This is a genomic window from bacterium, assembly GCA_013360195.1.
Lineage (GTDB): Bacteria > Electryoneota > RPQS01 > RPQS01 > RPQS01 > JABWCQ01.
In genome coordinates this window covers 153,211-168,947 of the sequence record JABWCQ010000003.1, presented here as the reverse complement: position 1 = coordinate 168,947, position 15,737 = coordinate 153,211, and the positions used below count along the sequence as shown (strand labels likewise).

Genomic DNA, 15,737 nt, shown 5'->3' with positions numbered 1-15,737 from the left:
TTGGAGGAATTCACATGAGGTATTTGTTCATCCTGCTGATTTCTGCAGCGGCCTACGGCGCGTCGGCGCTGACGGGGCGGGTTACGGACTGGTCTAACGGTAAGGGAATCGAAGGCGCGGTCATTGAAATTGACTTGGACTCCGCGACTGTCAGCGACAGATTCGGACGTTACACGACAAGGGCGTTTGAGGCACAGAGTGTTGTCGTGAAGGTATCAAAGGACGGCTTTGCACCTTATTCAGCGCTTGTCGTGCTGGCAGATGCCGAGCAAACCGAGTTCAATGTTGAGTTGAAACCGTTCCGTGCCAGCGGTGAGGACTCGTTTTCCGACGCACCGCGCTATGAACTCGATGACGTGAATGTAACCACGTCCAGAGCCACGTCAGACTATCCGGTCACCTTTTCGAACCTGAACAGCGAAGAGGTCGAGCGGAGCAGTTATGGACAGGATTTGCCACAGTTATTCACGCAGCTACCCAGTATCAACACGTATTCCGACGGCGGGAATGGATTCGGGTATTCGTATTTGAGATTGCGAGGATTCAGTCAGAATCGCGTCGGCGTATACCTCAACGGAGTGCCGCTGAACGACGCGGAATCCCACGAGGTCTTTTGGATAGACCTACCGGACTTCGCGGAAGACGTGCAAGACATTCAAGTGCAGCGGGGAATCGGCAGTTCACTCTATGGCGCAGCATCGCTGGGCGGGTCCATCAATCTTGTCACCCGGACGCCGGGTTTGGGTGATAAACCCACGCTGCGCGCGGAGACGATGTACGGAACCTGGAACACGCGCAGGGCGAGCCTGCAGTTCACGTCGGGTCGAGTCGGTCAACGGTTCGGGTTTGCCGGGCGACTTTCAAGGATGGACTCCGACGGCTATCGATACGGTTCGTGGGTGAAGGCATGGAGTTACTATCTTGCGTCGACCAGATTTTCGTCGAAACATACCACACGAATAATTTTCTACGGCGGGCCGGAGAAGACGCACTTGGCATACGAAGGTGTTACGAAGGAGTATCTGGACGGAGAGGTGACCGGAAACAAGGACAAGGATCGCCGGCACAATCCGTTCATGTTCGCGGGTGAGATTGACAATTTCTTTCAGCCTCATTATGAGCTGCATGACGAGTGGCGAGCGCGGGATAATCTGACGGTTGACAACTCGATCTATATTTTCAAGGGCGACGGATATTACGACCAGTTCCGCACCGGACAGGATTTAGGCCAGTACTATTACACGTTTCCGGCGGACTCTGTGGCAGCAGATGTGCTCCGCCGGAGAAACATCACAGAGCTTGATGGAGGTTGGATTCCCCGCGCAACCTGGAAGCACAAGTGGGGACAAAGCGTGCTGGGTGCGGAAGTGAGGCTGCACAATGCCCGGCACGAGGGAACTGTACGATGGTCGTCGATTGTGCCGCAGGGGGCAAGTCCGGAGCAGCACTACTACGATTATCGCGTGGGCAAGCAGGTTTATGCCGGTTACATTCACAATCTGTTTCAAGTGAGTGATCCGCTGCGGATCATGGCGGATTTACAATTCAAGACTCAACGCTATGAGATGAAGGATGACAAGATTTGGGACGTCACCTTGGAGAAGACTTTCTCCGCTTTCACGCCGCGAGCCGGCTTGAACTACAGATTACTGGAGGGAGGCGCGCGCAAGCCATTGACTATCGCCTACGCGAACGCATCTTTTGCCCAACGAGAGCCGGCGTTCAGGGATTTGTATAACGCGCAGGACTTTTATTCCTCACCTTTTGTGACACCGCATCGATTCGCCGACGGTCCAGACGGCGGAGCGTATATCGGGCCGATGCTTGAAGATGAGAAGCTGTTTAACCTGGAAGTCGGCTGCATCGGACAATGGAAACACGCGCATCTTGGCGTAAATTATTACAGGATGGAGCTGACAGACGCCATTGTGACAGACAACGGGCAACTTGACGATCTGGGCAACTTGCTGTCGGCAAACGCGGACAAGGTGAGGCATCAAGGGGTCGAGGTTGTCGGCGCCATCGAACCACTTGACCATCTGACGCTATCCGGCAACCTTGCGCTCGCAGACCACCGCTTTGTGAATTACTCGGAAGTTGATTGGAACACATTTGAACCAACTTCGCGCGACGGAAACAGAATCGGACAGGACCCGGAGTATCTGGCTAACGTCCAGATTGAGCGCGTTCAAGGCCGATTTGCCGCATCAATCGGTGCACGCTTTGCGGGCAAGCAATATACTGACAACAGCGAGAACGAGGAAACGGCGATTGAGGGCTACACACTGCTGCACGCGGATTTCAGTTACGAGTTCAGAAACGTTCCGGGAAACGTTCCGCTTGCGGAAATCCGGATTCGGATTAACAATATACTTGACAGCGAATACGAGACCGTGGGATACGGCCCAACGTATATTGTTGGCGCTCCGAGAGCGATTTACACCACACTTGCGGTTGAACTCTAATGGGCGGATTGGCTCAGGCATCCGGGGCTGACATTGCGATCGTGGTGCTCTCGATTGCGGTTGTGCTGATTGCCGGCCTGTGGCGGCGTGAGGGCGAATTTGCAAATTATATCATCGCGGGCCGCAAGTTATCCATGCCGGCGTTTGTGATGTCGCTGGTGACTTCGTGGTACGGCGGGATTCTGGGGGTAAGCGAGTATTCCTACAATTACGGACTGTCGAATTGGTTCGTGTTCGGAGTCCCCTACTATTTGTACGCGCTTGTTTTCGCAATATTTCTTGCCCGACGAGCACGCATGTCTGAACTTTTGTCCCTGCCTGACAGATTTCAACGAGTGTACGGGACTCAAGCGGCGCGCATTTGCGGTGGAATCATATTTCTGACGGCAATGCCCGCTGCCTATCTTCTCATGCTGGGCAAGCTCATCGAATGGATGTGCGGGTGGTCGTATCATGTATCGCTTTTGGCAGGCGCAGCAATCTCGACCGTTTATCTTTTCAGGGGAGGATTGGTAAGCGTTGTTAAGACGGATTTAATACAATTCGTCTTGATGTATTTGGGGTTCGCGGTCATGGTGGCCGTTCTGTATTTTCACTACGGAGGGTTGGAGTTCGTGCGAAGCAATTTGACACCGGAATTGCTTTCACCCACGGGCGGACAGGCAATAGGAGCCGTGCTTGTTTGGTATGTCATCGCTTCAACGACACTTGTTGAACCGCTATTCTATGAGCGGTCTTTCGCTGCAAGGTCGGAGAAAATGGTCCTACCGGGAATTGTTATTGCCGTTGCCTTCTGGGCCGTTTTCGATTTCATGACGACGGCGACCGGATTGTATGCCCGCGCGCTGCTGGGAAGCATCGACTCTCCGGTGTTCGCATTTCCGGAGCTTGCAGCTAAGGTTTTGCCAGCAGGTCTATTCGGGTTGTTTCTTGCAGCGTTGATTGCGACCGTGGCCTCGACGATAGATAGTTATACGTTTATCGCGGGAGCTGCACTTGGCAGAGACGTCATCGCGCGGGGCCGCGAGCAGAGCATGAGCGCTGTGCTGCGCTTGCTCAAGACCGGAGCGGCGTTGGGGCTATTATGCGCCCTGCTCCTGGCGTGGTTCTCAGAGTCCGTGATATCCCTTTGGCATGCAGTCGGGTCGGTGACGGCTCCGGCGTTGCTCCTGCCTGCTCTGTTTGCGTGGTTTTCAAAGCATCCGCCGCGGGAATCCAGTGTGGTTGCGAGTATGCTTGTTGCCGGATGCGCCGCACTTTTCTGGAGATTGTCGGGGTTTTGGACATCTGATGGCGGCTACTGGCTGGGTATTGAACCAATATTCGTGGGACTGTTGGTCAGCATATGCATCGTCCTCCCTTCCTACTGGAGAAGACTGCAAGCGAACCGAGCTTGATGAGTCACTTAAGTTCCCGATAATGACAAACCCGCCAATTACTTGGCGGGTTCGTTTTTTTGGCGTGGTCCCTCTCGTCTAAGGTTACAAGCCAGTCATCATGCGGGGCATCAGCACGTCGAAAAGTTCCTCAGCTTGCACCTGCTGAATGAAGTACAGCGGAATTCCAAAAACAGCGACGCGGAAACTCAAGTCATAGTAATAAGCAACAACTTCGCCGTTTTGGAAGTAGTCAGGATTCAGAGTATTGAGCCTGCCAATAATGGTGCACTCTCCGCGTGGTTCAAATGTCCATACGCGATTAATTGCGCCGTTCCAAGAGGGCAATATCTTGGTTTCGTCCACGGAGACATCGGGGAAACCGTTTTCGCCGGTGAAACCTGTTGACTGCTGGATTGTTGCCGGATCACGCTCGGCAGTAAACGCACGCATAAAGCGATATTGGAAATCAGAGCCGCCGTATTCTTCGAAAGAATTCAGCGAAAACGCGCCCATGATGTTCCACCCGCTTACAATCATTCGTCCCCCACGCTGCATGTACTCTGTCAGAATGCGCCGGTTGTCATCGAATTGATAGGTTGACCAGTCATCCGCGTACCACAGAATCAGGCCACTGTTTGACAGGTCGAGAGCGGTAATCAGGCCGGTTGAACGGTCGGAAAGGTCAATCTCGCGGAAGTTATAGCCTTCAACGAGAGCGTAGTAGAAGTCGTCAACCTGTTGATCGGACGGCAGCGACGGCGCACCGTTTCCATCACGGGTCTCATCAATGATGATGATTGAGTCCGTAAGAGACTGCTCAAGGAGGCGAATAAAGATTGTGGCCGTATCGGAGAGCTCACCCGCCATGTCACGAGCCTGAAAGCCGTATTCGTATGCACCGGTCGGCAGGTCTGTTTGAATGAGAGAGGGCTCAGCAGCCCAGTCTGACCATGTTCCAGCCGGGTCCCGATAGCGATAGGAATGGATCAGTCCGCGATAGGCGAACGCCGTCGCTTCGTATGCAACAACGAGCTCCGCATTGTTCTTGCGATAGATTGATCCATCCGGATAGAGACTGTCTGAAGCGGCGCCAGAATTGTAGCGGACAATGACTTCACCCATCACGGGACGGTTGCCTAAGCTGACATTCACCGTGCGAGAAACTATCGGCGATTGTGCCATTCCAGAGTCGCGGCAACGAGCATACATGGTGTGAGGTCCGGCGGTGAGAACGGCGTGGTCGAGCGCAACGACGCCTTCGTCAAACGAGCCAAGTGACAAATCCGCGAACAAGAAGATGGAATCCTGCGTCCATTCCGTCCAGCTCATTGTGTCATCAAGGCTTAACGTAAACCAGATTCCAGACCGATTGGCGTCTTCGGCCTCGAGTTTGATACTGAACCCTTGTCCGACATTCTGATTGGGACGCACAATATTGTCAGCAGAGAAAATACAGACAGGCGCCGTGTTGCTCGTGTAGAACTGAATTTCGGGGGGGGTCGGATCCACAGCACCATCATTATCAACGGCCTGAATCGAGAAAGTATGTGAGACGACTTCACCGGTAGCGGGTGACGCGAATGATATTGCGCTGTCCGTGCGCGTCGTGTAACTCACGAGATTGCCGTCAATGAACATGTTGAAGCCGGCTATCTGTCCGTCGCCGTCATTACCAGACCAATGGAGAGAGAGAAAGTGGTTGACGGTGGTTCCATTTTGGGGAGCGGATGTTATTGCGGTTTCCGGCGGTTGGTTGGCAAGCGGTGAGCCGGGGTCGTTGACACCACAGCTTGCGAACATGAGTGCCAGCACAACAAGCATAGGAATCTTTGTCATGGTTTTCATGTGTTTGCTCCTACCATGCAAAGGCCACCGAGAATCGGTGGGGTTGGTCCATGAAGCCGTCGGCGGCTTCGGAGATTCGGTTCCAGTGGGAATAGCCGTAATCGAAGTTCAAAGCATACTCATTCATGACATCGAATTGCAAACCGAAACCGAGCGAGAAGCTTTCTTCGTCATAGCCGAATTTTCCACCCGCACGAAGGAAGAGTGTCTTCTGATAGGCATATTCACCTCCGAAGCCGAGGCGCTCCTTGTTGTCGTTCGGATGATCCATCTCAACCGCGAAAATGCCAGAGTGATTCGCCGACTTGGTCATTTTCAGCATTTCCCATACGTCAAAGGAGACACCCAGCCTGAACATAGTGGGCAGGGATGCGCCTTCAAACTCCTCGGCTCCGGGAACGGAATCACTGTTCAGCCCTGCTTCACGGTAGTCGAGAAACTCGCCGGAGTATTTGACTTCAGGTCCGAGGTTCTGAATTGCCATGCCGAGGCGAAGTGAGCGGAGACCCGTTTGATACACAGTTCCGAGGTCAACGCTGAAGCCGTCGTAGCTGTGTTCCTCAAGCGAACTGCGCAGATAACGAAGTTGGCCGCCTAATGAGAATTTGTCCGTCAATTTCTGCGCGTATGACGCACCGAGCACGAAATCATAGGCATTGAAGAATTCTCCGGTTCCGCCGGGAGCATCAATGGTACGTACGGGCATGTCATCTGTAAAGAGATTGATGACATGCACGGACATTGCACCATACTCGCCCCACGGCCGCGCGAAGGCGATGCCGTTACATTGAATATCCGCTGGCAGGTTTATCTGCGACAGCTGGAACTGATTTTCTGTGACAGTCGTCAGCGAGCCGGGATTCCACCAAACCGCTTCCGCACCCGAGACAGCGGAGACCATCGCGTTGCCCATGCCAATGCCGCGAACTCCCATGGGGAGTTTCAACACTTGCATTGAAGTCGTTCCCACTTTTTCGAGCGCGAGAGATCCAGGCGGAAACAAATGCAACACAAATATCGCAAATAGAAGGAGGCAGATTTTTCTCATTGCAGTTCCTCCGCATAGACCAATATGATTGCGGCGGTAATTTTAGTCGTTGCTCCGGTTGCGCGAGCGTGAAGGGTATGTGTGCCCACGGACATACACGGGCGAGTCGAACCAATGAAGCATGTGGTCCAGTTTATTTCGATAGGACGACCGGGGTTTCGCAAATCCGCTGCTTCGAATTGTGCCAAGTCCAAGGCAAAGCTTCGTCCCTTCAGTCCAGTCGCCGAATTTGTCGCGGCAAGATAGAATTCCTGCCCGCCAATGTTGCCCAGTGAATCCATCAACCCCTCGGGGTAGGCGGTCGTAGTATCGCTGTCCATCCATAAGGCAAGCGTGTAGCGGTCATCGAGGACGACACCAAGTGAGTCGCGATTTGCACCAAGCCGTGTGGTATCGGCCTGTCCGGCACTCACGGAGTCCTGATAGACCGCGCGCAATTCAAGCGCGGCTTGCTCTGCAGGAATCAGTCCGCTCGTGTCATCCGGACACTCCTCAGGAACGGTGTCACACAACGCGCGAACGGCCGCAACAGAGTCAATAATACCCTGCTGCCCTTCTATAGCAATCAAATAGCGTATGAAGTGCTCATTCCATGCCGGTATGGAATCGTTTACGATCCGTTCGTACCATGCAATGTCGGCATCAGGCTGAATATAAGCCGCCACGGTGAGACGCGCGGGTGCATCCACCCCAGGGCGGTCAATTTCCGCCAGCGGCTGTTTTACTTCAAAGTTGGCGCTGATAACTTCACCGTTTGACGGCGCATCGACCCAAAGCGTCACGGTTTCGGTATGTGACGCCTCCGGGGCGGTTGCCGGAGCGGAGCGAGGATCAGAGCACGAGAAAACGACGGCTCCGATTGCGACCAACAGAATCAGTGTAAGTGTTCTCGTCATCATTGTTTCTCCTTGTGGTTTACTTGATGACGACAAATTTGTCCAAATAGATGTCGCCGCCGTATTCCACAGTGAAATAGTAGATACCGCTGACGATTTCCTGGTCATTACGCGTGCGAAGGTCCCAACTGGTCTGCTCGCTGCCGTTATGATGATCCAATGACGCGAGATAGTCACCACTTAGCGAGAAGATGCGAATGAGACACTTTCCGGGTTCAGTGTTAGCGGGCAGACCCCGGAACATCAGTTGCCGTCTAAACTCAAGACCGGCGGGAGTGGAAATAGGAGTTTTTTCACCGGCGTGACTGCCCTTGTACGGATTCGGGTAGACGTACACTTTCGACAAGTCAGCCGAAGTAGTTCCACTTCCGGCCTGAGCCGCGATGGTGACAGACCTTGTGTTGCCGGTTCGTCCTGATTCCAGCACGCCTGCGCCAAATACACCCTTGTCAAACGCGCGGACGACATACTCATAGGTTTGACCGGGAATCAGATTCATATCCCAATAAACATATTCAAACGTTCCGTCGGGATAGTGAATGGTGTCCTCCGGCATGCCGTAATTGAAATTTTGCCACTGGAATTCGCCGGGAAGTGTGTCAATTACGTCATATTCGACGAGTCGCTGCCAGTCAATCTGTCCGGTGCGGCGCTCAATCCGGTAGCCTTCGAAATCCGATTCGCCTGTGATAGCGTCTACGGACAGCTCGGCATTGGGTTTCCAGCGAATTCTTACACGGTCTTCATAAACATCAATCGCGTATTCCGGAGCATCGGGCGCTGAAGGACCTTGAAAGTCATTCAAGTACATTGCCAAAGCCCACTCCGCGTTGACGCCGATGTCTGCTGTATCATCACCGGCAATGTAGGCAAGCGTTATGGGGAGGGTCTCACCCGGGCGAATCGTAAAGCCATCCGTGGCTTCGGCGCCGAAGCAAATCAACATGCGCCAGTCCCCGGCCTCAGGGCTGAGGGGATCGATGTCGCCTGAAGACATCATGTCGTACTTGTCGGCGTTTGTTTCAGGGTCTCCGCCGGAGCCGCGATCGAAGTTTCGGAACGATACGCGAAGTTGATCGAGAGCGACCGGAGTTTTGACTACTCGCATTGCAAACACGCCCGGGCCCGGCCCGTCATCGTCTTCCACGTCGTCAAAGTGCACGGCCATCAAGCGCTCCGGGTCGTAATAATTGAAGTCGTCCAGCGACGCGGCGTCGCCGGGTTCACCTTGCGCACGGATGTCCGGGTCGGCAAACATTCCGATGAATACATTGCGCAGGGCGAGCGGGCTGACATTGCGAATTCTGTAGTCAAGCAGAATGAAGTCACCGGCGTAGGCTTCCGGGAACGCGTATGTACGCTGTGTAACGACGATGCCAAGCGGAGTGTGGCCGTCCACGTCCGGGCTTGACACGAATTCGTCCTGAATGTCGTCCATGAACACGGCATAGTATTCCTGCGCGCCGCGGGCATTTCCATCCTCGTCTTCGAATCCATCACCGTCGTCGTCCAGAAGGCCTGGGCAGCAATCTCCGTCGTTGTCCGAGTCCTCGGCATCTACGAGGCCGTCAAAGTCATTGTCCGTGAAATCGCGGGCCATGTCTCCGGCAGGGTCTTCGTCAATGTGCGGTTCGGGATCGTAGTTGCAGTTGCCGTCACTATTGCTGTCTCCAGAAATATCCGTGTCTTCGTCAATATCCCCATCGGCATCATCATCCTGGCCATTGACAATTTCCTCGTCCACCTGGCCGTCATTATCATCGTCAAAGCCAATGAGACCCCGACCGCCGTCGAAGTTCTTCGATGCGCGTTGATTGCCATCCCAGTCATCGGTTGAAATGTCCCAATCTCCGTCCTCGTCAAAGTCTTTTGCTCCGAACGTCATGAAACGGTCACCGAATCTGTCAATCGTCTTCGACGTGATGTGCCAATCGGGATTGGAGGCGGTGTTCGAGAAAGGTGAGGCGACAATATTGCGGGGATAGAATTCGCCGGTACCGTTATCCCCGTCGGTAGCGGTACTGACAAGCCTGTTACCGTTGGCAATCGCTCCCACCCAGACGCCAGCCGAAAACAGGAAGTCATTCCCACTGTTGATGGGGAATTCCATTCCCACGAATCCGGGGATGTTGTCGGGATTTCCGGCTTGACCGTAATTGGCGATTGTAAAGAACACGTTGCCAATGTCATGCTGAATGACGTCGGGCCGAGCACCGGGATCTATTTCATTCAGACGACTTCTATCCGGACCGCGAGTTTCCACGACTCTTCTGGCATCGGACTCTTGAGTCACGAGGCAAACGAAGAGAATGGAGAGTGCAAAAATGTGAGTGAATTTCTTCATATGCGGTTCTTTCCTTTAGAAGTCCACCGCAAGTCCAAGGCGAACCTGACGCGGGTTGTCCCATGCGTCGGGGTTTGCGCCCGCTTTCGGATTCAGACCATAGTTCGGGCTGGAGCTATCGTTTATGTAACCCGGCTCGCCGCCGTTGTACGTGTCAATCGTGTCCTGATTTCTGTCCCATCCCAGAACATTCCTGGCGTTAAACAGATTGCGCACTTCAAAGAGCGCCTGACAGTTCAATCCGCCCATGCGGAAGTGACGGCCAATGTTCACATCGGTCGTGTAGGTCCAGGGCGAGTTTTTTGAAAACTCCTGTCCTTCGATGTTACTGCCGTTGACTTGTGTCGGAGTATATGGAAGTCCGGAGAGGAATTGCGAAAGCCAATTTATCGTCCAGCCTGTCCTGATCCACTCGGCTGTGAAGGGTTTGCCTTTCAGGGGGTAGTTGGTTCCGAGATTGAATACTATCTGGTGGCGCCTATCCCATGCCAGCGGAGTCTCGCCTGCAGGTTCCGTGTAGTTGGAGCGCGTAACTTCAGAACCTATGTCATAGGAGTTTTTGCCGCTTGCCCATGACAAGGTGTAGGTCAACCGTCCGGAAAGATATGAACCGTAATCCTTGGTCAGGTTGAACTCAAACCCGCGGACGGAGGCATAGTCAGCGTTGTAATAAATTGCCGCATTTTGCCGGCTGGCAAGCGGAATGCCCAGATCAAAGAAGAGTTGATTTTGAGACGCGGTTTGAATCCAGTTCTTGATGTCCTTGTAGTACGTGGATACATCAAGCAGAAAGTCGTTTGCGAACTGGTGTCTGACGCCAAGTTCGTAGGCGATGGTCTTGGAAGGTTCGAGATCAGGGTTCCCGATGATCGGTGTTCCACCGGTCTGCAGTTGATTGACACCGGTCAGATAGTAGTCCTGTCTTCCGCGCTGATAGAAGTAACCGTAGTTAAAATGAAAGACGTCGCGTTCGGTGACGCTGTATGCGATTCCCAGCCGCGGAGAGAGGTAGTAATCGCCATTCCTGCTCGGCGGGTCATAGTCCACAAAGTTCGCGAGCGTGGGGTCGTCCGCACGAGGAGAACGTATTGACTCTCCTCCGATGCGCCAGTAATCCAGACGCAATCCGGCGTTAATGATGATATCCCGATATTCCATTTTGTCCTGCAGATACAATGCGCCGGAAGAGGGGTAATAGCGATAAACATCAGTGTAGATTCCCTCACCGCGATTGTCAATAGTGGCATAGGGCCTGTCTTCGGCAGCAACATTGTAGTAGTTATATTCGATTCCACCTTTGGCCTGATGGCGCGGATGGACCTGCGATGTCACATCCCACTTGAACGTGTAGGTTTGGGATTCGAATTGTGCCCAATCGGGAACAAGCTGCTGACTATTTCCGGCGAGGCCGTCACCGGCGATATGGAATCCGTTAATACTCGGATAGGCATTGCCGGGATTGTTGTAGTCCCACATTCCATCGCCGTCCCTGTCGGTAAACGGTTCACCGGCGTCATAGCGGCCATTCAGTGTTCCGTCGGGACCGGGGAGATCTACGTAGGGTTCGCTGGCAACTCCGTATTCGTTTGCGGCTTTGCCTCCACCGGCTAACGTGCGCGACGCATCATAAATGCCAATCTTGAAGGTCTGGAACGTCCTTGGATTCAGGTTGTGATTCAACGTAAGATACATTTGCTGGTCGCGAATCAGTTCCGTCCGGACGTGATTCTCGGGATTGTATACATACGACTGAAGGTCTTCATCGATTAAACCGTCACCATCATCATCCACCCAATTCAGCGCCTCTTCATCCATCCTTCCATCGCCATCATCATCGGCAAGCTGGCGGTCCGCATCATCCATGACGCCGTCGCCGTTCAAATCCTGATAGGTCCATTGGCGATAGTCATCGGCATCTGAAGCAAGCCCTTGAATCGAGGCAAGCGCATGCATGCCCAATGTCTGTTCGTCGAGCGGGAAATCGTAGGGGAAGCGTTGAGACAAACGATACCAATAGGGATTCAATCTTTCTTGATTGTCCATCCAACTTGCGCTAATCTTGAAATTCCGTTCCGGGTCGTAAGTCAGCTTCAGGTTGGTATTGTTATAAACTTCAGCCTTTCTGACATCAGAGCCGAACAGATCGGACACTTGCGGGCGGAACCACTTGTCGCCACCAATGATCGTACCGAACTCGTTGGCATTACGACTCCAGAATGTACCCGAACCAAAGAAGGACATCCGTCCAGGGACTTCAACGCCAAGTTGTGGCAAGAACCGATCGGTGATCGGCTCAGGTCCGGAAATCGAGATTTCCGTATAATCGTAGTCCTGATACCCTTGTTTGCGGTCGGAGTCCTGATGCGGCAAGCCCTGCGAAATATCCGTACCGAGGTCATCAAACTTGCCTCCCCCAAAGCCCTCCATGTCCATCACGTGCTCGATGTGGCCGGAGTACTTAGGTTCGCCCTCTTTGGTCACGAGATTAACTACGGCAGACTGTGCCTCTCCGTATTCCGCACTGAAACCGGCGGTCATGACCTGCATTTCGCCAATGGCCGATTTTGGCACCTGCATGTACCGGCGCTGAAACTGAGGGTCGCGCACAGCAAGCCCGTCAACCAGGAAGAGGATTTCATCGCGGCGCCCCCCACGGATGTGGAGATTTGTTCCACTGCCGACCACGCCGGCCTGCCGGGAGAGAGCATCAGAGAACTGCGTGACCGGAAGCTCGGTAATTTCACGCGTGTCCACCGTTCGAACCGTATTGGCAACATCTCGCTTGATAACGTCCCTGACCGCAGTGACAACCACCTCTTCACCCGTCAAGACGGTTTCGGCCAGCCTCAAGTTGAGTTCCGTGGTTTGCTCGGATGCAACTGCTACACCGCGAACAAGCTGACTCTCGTACCCGATTGTGGACACGCGGACATCGTATGTACCAATCGGAATATTGAGTATGAAGAACTCACCGTCAATGTTCGTAGTTGCGCCGCGAGTGGTTCCTTCGATGGCGATATTGGCACCGGGGATCGGCTCACCCGTACCGGCATCAGTGATGACGCCAGAGAGTTTGCCAACGCCTTGGCCAAAACCAACTGAGACGCAAACCAGCAGGATGATCCATTTGAAAATCGGAAAGGGTTTGATCATCAGGCACCTCCGGGAGACGTTGCTCCCGTTTGTTCCGGGATTAAGAAAAGAGAATGTAAAACAAAAAGCCGTGACTGTTCCTTTCACTTCGGTGAACGAAGCGATTAGGGTGCAGCGCACGGCAGCCGGGACCATTTCAATAATACAACGGATACATCGCGGAGTCAAGAGATTAAGACGTATTTTATAAAGAATTTAATATCGGATTTTTCCCATGTAAGTGCCAAAGGAGCATAACGGCAATAAATTATAATTCCACATTATTCAACATATTACGAGGCAGTTTTTTGGATTTGAGGAGTAGTAACTCCGGTTCAGACTCTTGATTGAGACCGCAATGAGGCGAGCAAAGAAAAGCGCCCCTGAAAGAACAGAGGCGCTACAAAGAGAAAGTCGGAACAGCTTAGTTCAGGTGAAGCAGATCGCGGTACTTTGGCATCGGCCAGAGGTTGGAGTCGACCAAGACTTCCAGTTCGTCTCCAGCAGTCCGAAGAGACTGCATCGCCGGAATGATCCTGTCACGAAAGTACTTTGCCACTTTCAGGTGGTCCTCAGTTTCCGGAACACCTGCCCGCTTCTGGTCGAGTTCCCGCAGGCGGTCAATAAAACGCTCGATTGCCTGGGACAACATTTCAAGCAGCGTTCGCTGGCCCGTTAAAGAGGCCGACGAAAGGACATCTTCCGTTTCCTCAATGGACGCAGCGATTCGACGCTGATACTCAAGCGCAGCAGGCAGGATTTGCGTTGCGCCCATGCTTGACATCAGGCCGGCTTCTATGCTTGTCATCTTTATATAGGTTTCAAGCTTAACGTGATAGCGTGAGTGTAATTCAGCCTCTGTCAAGATGCCTAAGTCCGAGAAGAGTTTGACAGATTTCTTGGTAATGAACGCTGGAATGGCATCCACGGTTGTGCGCAGGTTTGGCAGCCCACGTTTCTGCGCCTCTTTATGCCATGACGCTGAATAACCATCTCCTCCAAACAGAACAGCCTTGTGTTCCGCGAGAACGCGTTGCACGACGCCACGAACGGCTGCATTGAAATCCTTTTCCTTTTTGCGTGCCTTTTCGATTTCGTCCGCCATGTAGTTGAGGGACTCGGCAACGATAGCATTCAAGACCATGTTGGGCCGAGCAATGTTCTGGCCGCTGCCTACAGCACGAAACTCAAACTTGTTTCCAGTGAAAGCAAAGGGAGACGTGCGGTTACGGTCTGAGTCGTGGAGGGGAAGCGGAGGAAGCGACGTAACGCCAATGTCGAGAAACGCAGCATCCTTCTTCTTCAACTTTCTTCCGCCAACGATTGCCTCGACGACTTCCGTCAATGTGTCCCCAAGATAAACGCTGATAATCGCGGGCGGAGCTTCATTCGCCCCAAGGCGGTGATCGTTGGATGCCGTCGCGATTGAAGCGCGCATAAGGTCTCCATGCAGGTGCAGGGCGCGAACCGTGGCAGTGAGGAAAACGAGAAACTGCGCGTTGTCATGAGGCGTGCTTCCGGGTTCGAGGAGATTATTCCCCCGGTCGTCGGCCATTGACCAATTGTTGTGCTTTCCACTGCCATTAATTCCCGCGAACGGCTTTTCGTGCGTCAAGCAGGCAAGGTCGTGGCGGGCAGCAACGCGCCTCATAACCGACATCATCAGCATATTGTGATCAGTCGCAATATTCGCGCGTTCAAAGATCGGCGCGAACTCGAATTGACCGGGCGCAACTTCGTTGTGGCGAGTTGTTACCGGGATTCCGAGTTTGTACAGTTCAATCTCGAGGTCTTCCATGAAGGCGAGTACGCGCTCCGGAATCGAACCGAAATAGTGATCTTCCATCTCTTGACCTTTTGGCGGGCGGGCACCATACAGAGTACGTCCGCAGGTCATCAGGTCCGGGCGCGCAAGATACAACTGACGATCAACAAGGAAGTACTCCTGCTCACAGCCTACCGTCGTGACTACCTGCCTCGCATCATGTCCGAAGAGTTTAAGTACTCGGATAGCGGCCTTGCTGATGGCGTCGATGGAACGCAACAGGGGCGCTTTCTTGTCGAGGGCATGCCCATTGAAACCGATAAAGACACTGGGAATGTAAAGCGTCTTGCCGTACTTGCCTTCCATGAGGAATGCAGGACTGGTCGGATCCCAGCCAGTGTAACCTCGGGCTTCAAATGTTGACCGCGTCCCTCCCGAGGGAAAACTCGAGGCGTCAGGCTCGCCTTGAAGCAAATTACTTCCGGTGAACTCGGAAATGACGCCGCCGTCCTGCGTCGGGATCAAAAAGGACTGATGCTTCTCCGCCGTCAGCCCGTGCAATGGATGAAACCAGTGCGAAAAGTGGGTCGCTCCTCGGGCAATCGCCCAGTCTTTCATTGCCGCAGCAATCACGTCGGCTGTGGCAGGATCAAGCTCGGCGCCGGAATCTTGAATCGCGAGCAGGTGTTTATACACCGGTTTCGGCAGAACCTGCCTCATCACTTGGAGTGAAAAGACATTTTGGCCAAACAGCTCAGACGGCTGAAAGGTGTGCGCGCCATTTCGTGCGTGGGATTGCACCGACAGTTGCGATTCGGGGCGAAGAGTCTTGTTCATGTGCTCTTTGGGGAGTTGGGAGATAT

General features: G+C 53.4%; 8 protein-coding genes. 2 read left to right on the top strand and 6 right to left on the bottom strand.

Features of this window, described 5'->3' with window-relative positions; all coding sequences use genetic code 11:
- Positions 1–14 precede the first annotated feature (14 nt).
- A complete protein-coding gene (locus tag HUU59_04285) occupies positions 15–2,465 on the top strand; it encodes a TonB-dependent receptor (protein ID NUO18646.1) in 2,451 nt (816 codons plus the stop codon).
- A complete protein-coding gene (locus tag HUU59_04280) occupies positions 2,465–3,862 on the top strand; it encodes a sodium:solute symporter family protein (protein ID NUO18645.1) in 1,398 nt (465 codons plus the stop codon). The genes HUU59_04285 and HUU59_04280 overlap by 1 nt, the downstream gene beginning before the upstream one ends.
- Before the next feature lie 84 nt (positions 3,863–3,946).
- On the opposite strand, the gene HUU59_04275 is transcribed toward HUU59_04280, so the two are convergent.
- The 6 genes from HUU59_04275 to HUU59_04250 all read right to left on the bottom strand — a co-directional run bounded on the left by HUU59_04275 (position 3,947) and on the right by HUU59_04250 (position 15,711).
- Positions 3,947–5,689 (bottom strand): hypothetical protein, encoded by a 1,743-nt coding sequence (locus tag HUU59_04275; protein NUO18644.1) that lies wholly within the window; start codon positions 5,687–5,689, stop codon positions 3,947–3,949.
- Positions 5,690–5,699: 10 nt separating this feature from the next.
- Complete coding sequence (locus HUU59_04270) at positions 5,700–6,737, bottom strand: PorV/PorQ family protein (protein NUO18643.1); 1,038 nt, start codon at positions 6,735–6,737, stop codon at positions 5,700–5,702.
- Positions 6,734–7,633 (bottom strand): hypothetical protein, encoded by a 900-nt coding sequence (locus HUU59_04265; GenBank protein ID NUO18642.1) that lies wholly within the window; start codon positions 7,631–7,633, stop codon positions 6,734–6,736. Before HUU59_04265 ends, HUU59_04270 begins: the two co-directional genes overlap by 4 nt.
- Before the next feature lie 19 nt (positions 7,634–7,652).
- Complete coding sequence (locus HUU59_04260; protein ID NUO18641.1) at positions 7,653–9,977, bottom strand: hypothetical protein; 2,325 nt, start codon at positions 9,975–9,977, stop codon at positions 7,653–7,655.
- 15 nt (positions 9,978–9,992) lie between these two features.
- A complete protein-coding gene (locus HUU59_04255; GenBank protein NUO18640.1) occupies positions 9,993–13,130 on the bottom strand; it encodes a TonB-dependent receptor in 3,138 nt (1,045 codons plus the stop codon).
- 403 nt (positions 13,131–13,533) lie between these two features.
- Positions 13,534–15,711: a glutamine synthetase III gene (locus HUU59_04250; protein NUO18639.1), complete on the bottom strand. Its 2,178-nt coding sequence runs from the start codon at positions 15,709–15,711 to the stop codon at positions 13,534–13,536.
- Positions 15,712–15,737: the final 26 nt, after the last annotated feature.

Bases quoted from the DNA above. Each gene is read 5' to 3' on its own strand.
- HUU59_04285 (NUO18646.1), top strand. From the start codon at position 15: ATGAGGTATTTGTTCATCCTGCTGATTTCTGCAGCGGCCTACGGCGCG.
- HUU59_04280 (NUO18645.1), top strand. From the start codon at position 2,465: ATGGGCGGATTGGCTCAGGCATCCGGGGCTGACATTGCGATCGTGGTG.
- HUU59_04275 (NUO18644.1), bottom strand. From the start codon at position 5,689: ATGAAAACCATGACAAAGATTCCTATGCTTGTTGTGCTGGCACTCATG.
- HUU59_04270 (NUO18643.1), bottom strand. From the start codon at position 6,737: ATGAGAAAAATCTGCCTCCTTCTATTTGCGATATTTGTGTTGCATTTG.
- HUU59_04265 (NUO18642.1), bottom strand. From the start codon at position 7,633: ATGACGAGAACACTTACACTGATTCTGTTGGTCGCAATCGGAGCCGTC.
- HUU59_04260 (NUO18641.1), bottom strand. From the start codon at position 9,977: ATGAAGAAATTCACTCACATTTTTGCACTCTCCATTCTCTTCGTTTGC.
- HUU59_04255 (NUO18640.1), bottom strand. From the start codon at position 13,130: ATGATCAAACCCTTTCCGATTTTCAAATGGATCATCCTGCTGGTTTGC.
- HUU59_04250 (NUO18639.1), bottom strand. From the start codon at position 15,711: ATGAACAAGACTCTTCGCCCCGAATCGCAACTGTCGGTGCAATCCCAC.